4 protein-coding genes are annotated in these 3,138 nt (G+C 41.6%); 1 reads left to right on the top strand and 3 read right to left on the bottom strand.

From position 1 onward, the window contains the following. Positions 1–649: SDR family oxidoreductase (locus ACTHRH_RS25500; protein WP_440418257.1), on the top strand; the 649-nt coding region annotated here is incomplete at its 5' end. A gap of 29 nt (positions 650–678) precedes the next feature. Here the strand turns inward: ACTHRH_RS25500 and ACTHRH_RS25495 are convergent. The 3 genes from ACTHRH_RS25495 to ACTHRH_RS25485 form a co-directional block, all read right to left on the bottom strand. Then, on the bottom strand, positions 679–1,212 hold the full coding sequence (locus ACTHRH_RS25495) for an alpha/beta fold hydrolase (RefSeq protein ID WP_440418255.1): 534 nt from the start codon (positions 1,210–1,212) through the stop codon (positions 679–681). 10 nt (positions 1,213–1,222) lie between these two features. Beyond that, positions 1,223–1,975, bottom strand: coding sequence for an alpha/beta fold hydrolase (locus ACTHRH_RS25490; protein WP_440418253.1), 753 nt, complete (start codon positions 1,973–1,975; stop codon positions 1,223–1,225). 286 nt (positions 1,976–2,261) lie between these two features. Continuing rightward, positions 2,262–2,774, bottom strand: coding sequence for a GNAT family N-acetyltransferase (locus ACTHRH_RS25485; RefSeq protein ID WP_379287515.1), 513 nt, complete (start codon positions 2,772–2,774; stop codon positions 2,262–2,264). Positions 2,775–3,138 lie beyond the last annotated feature (364 nt).

Raw genomic sequence — 3,138 nt, 5'->3', positions numbered from 1 at the left:
GTGTGAACTTTCTCCTCATCGTTGCCATACAACTAAGAAACTCCTTTTTTGCTGTCTAATTTTCTTAGTCCATTATAAGGTTATTGAGAAGCACTCTGAAGTAGACATTCTTATTAACAACTTGGGAATTTTTGAGCCTGTTGAATATTTTGATATCCCTGATGAAGATTGGTTCAAGCTGTTTGAAACCAACATCATGAGCGGTGTTCGACTTACCCGCCGGTACCTGAAACAAATGATTCAGAAAAAGGAAGGCAGAGTCATCTTTATCGCCAGTGAAGCAGCGATTATGCCATCTCTGGAAATGGCTCATTATAGTGCGACCAAAACGATGCAGCTCTCGCTCTCCCGCAGTTTAGCCGAGTTGACTAAAGGAACGAATGTGACTGTCAATACGGTTATGCCTGGTTCCACGTTAACTGAAGGAGTGGAAACGATGTTAAATCAGCTTTATCCTAATGAGAGATTAACAATGGAAGAAGCTGAAAAGCGATTTATGAAAGAGAACCGGCCAACCTCCATTATTCAAAGGCTTATTCGACCAGAAGAAATTGCACATCTCGTCACCTTCTTAAGTAGTCCTCTTTCTTCTGCCATTAATGGTTCCGCGTTACGTATAGATGGAGGATTAGTACGTAGCGTGTTTTAATAAATCAATTTTGCAGCTGCACCCGTTCATTATCTGGCTTCCTTCAAATCGTCCCGGCTTTGCTCCAGCAACTGAAGGATCGAATCATTTACCAAAGTTGGGTTTTCCCTTGTCATATGCGGTCTATGGCTTCCTCCCGAGACAACTAAATATTTTGATCCTTTGACAAGGGAGCTCAAATATTTAACCCTTTCCTCGTCAACAAATGGATCCTGCTCCCCCGAAATAAACAGGCATGGACATTGAATACTTCCAAGCTGTTCCGTTGTAAGCTGCGGGTAAAGACGCCAATCTTCAGCCGATTGTTTCATGAATTCTTGCCAATTCCCTTTATGTGCTTCGCTGTGTCTTTCCATCATTTGGTCGATTGTAGTTTGCATCCCTTTATCTATTAGCCATTCTGAAATCCGGGAAGTAGCAGGTGTATTTTTTTTGAAAATCCAATATTTGACTAGCAAAAGCCAATATTCCGCGAGAATAACCGCTGTGCAAAAAAATGAGAACTCTCCATGCCCCATCTTCTCGTAAAACATTTCCAAATCATTGACCTTTACATATGGCATTATACTCCCCCTATCCGCTGTTCTTTTCCAAAAAATCAAGAATGGTATCGTTTACAAATGCAGGATCTTCCCTATTCATATGAGTTTTATGGCTTCTACCGGGTACGATAACATAACGGGAGTCAGGGATTAGATTTGTCACCCGTTTTAGATCCTCTTCTGGAGCGAACTCATCATACTCCCCTGCGATAAACAAAGCGGGACAGCTTATACTTCTTAATTGATCGTCCGTCAGATTGGGATAGGTTCGCCAATCCTTTATTTTCTGCCTAAGAAACTCCTGCCAATTTCCTTGATGCGCATCAAAATGTCTTTCTTCCATCGATTTAATGAAATCATAGTTTTTGTTTTGCAACAGCCGTTCCGGCTCAAACTCTTCCGATCCCATGGATGCAACAAAGCCGCTTTGACCGATAGAAGTTAATGATGCCACTCTTTCGGGCTGATTAACAGCGCAATGTAGTGCCACTCCTCCACCCATGCCGTAACCGATGAAATGGGCCTGTTGAATCTGAAGCTGGTCCATAAATGCAAAAATATCGTCTGCATGCTGGGGAGTACTCCACTCAAGACTGCTGCTCCTCGTTCTGCCGTGCCCTCTGAAATCCGGAAAATAGCAAGTATACTTGCGTTGGAAGTCGAGTATTTGACTGGCAAAAGCCAATATTCCCCGAGAAAATCCACTATGTAAAAACACTATCGGACTTCCGATCCCCATCTTTTCATAATACATTTCGATGTTGTTGCATTGAATATACGGCATCCCGATTCAGCTCCTTTAAGACGTTATATTTTTCAATTGGAAAGTATAATGCCAGCTGCTCTTTACTATACTTCAGGATCGTAAAATTCCTCCTCGTGTCTCCACCATTAAATTACAATCATCCACAAACATACGTTCTCTATACTTTACCATATAGTGGTAATCGGTTCGAGGGGTTTTTACGCGTCGTGGGATTTGGTGTTTGAGGTTTTCTCGTCTTTGAACAAAATAAGCCGCTGACGCGGCTTATTTTGTTCAAAGACGCTCTTGATATTCTCTGACAACGTTAGAGTTTAACTTTAGTGAAATACAGATTCAAATCATCATCCACACGAACCATGGAACCGGGAGTTACCGGTTGTTGCTGATACGCCACTCCCCTGCCGTCGGGTATATATCCCCTTTTTGCATACATACGCTGTGCACTGCCATAACTTTGATAGAGTCCGACGCCGATTCCAGCGATTCCATATTTCTCAAATGCAATGTTCTCGATGGCTTCCATTAATGCATTTCCTATCCCCCGATTTCGAAATGGAGGAATAACATTGAAATCATTTATTTCCGGTATGCCATTTTCAACAAAGTAAGGGTAATGTGAGGTAGTAAGAAGATGTAAGCTTCCCGCGAACTGCTGTTGGTAAAAGGCTAGTAAAGTAATTCTTTCCCCTGTTACATTCTGTTCCCAACATCTCTGGATGTAATCCCTGGACTTTCCGACACCATGTTCTGTGAAAACTTGATACACAAGCTCTACGTCCGATTCAGTCATTTGACGAATTTCAATAGAATTAGTCATAATCTCCCCCCCTATTCAATTACTACTATATAATTCGTTTACCAGTTGGTTTAATGCTGGAGAACGTCACCCGAATTGTAAATAGCTCGCCATATCCTGCATTTTTTGTACCGGCATGGACGCTAAATGGATTTCATCCAGTTATTTTGTCTCCTTAAGGGAAAAAAATGAAAACTACCTTGAAAATCCGTCTATTTTACCGTCTGCAGGCATCGTTGCAAGCAGAGCGGCACGTCTAACTGTATTTTGTACAGGTAGATTCAAGCGAATGGGCGAAAATGATCAAACTACCTTGAAAATCTAGATATGCATAAAGTAACTTTTTAGACAATACGAAACTAGACCCTTTGCCAAATAAGGGACT

It is taken from the genome of Paenibacillus sp. SAFN-117 (assembly GCF_051966115.1).
Lineage (GTDB): Bacteria > Bacillota > Bacilli > Paenibacillales > NBRC-103111 > Paenibacillus_L > Paenibacillus_L residui.
This window is presented reverse-complemented; position numbering and strand designations above follow the sequence as displayed.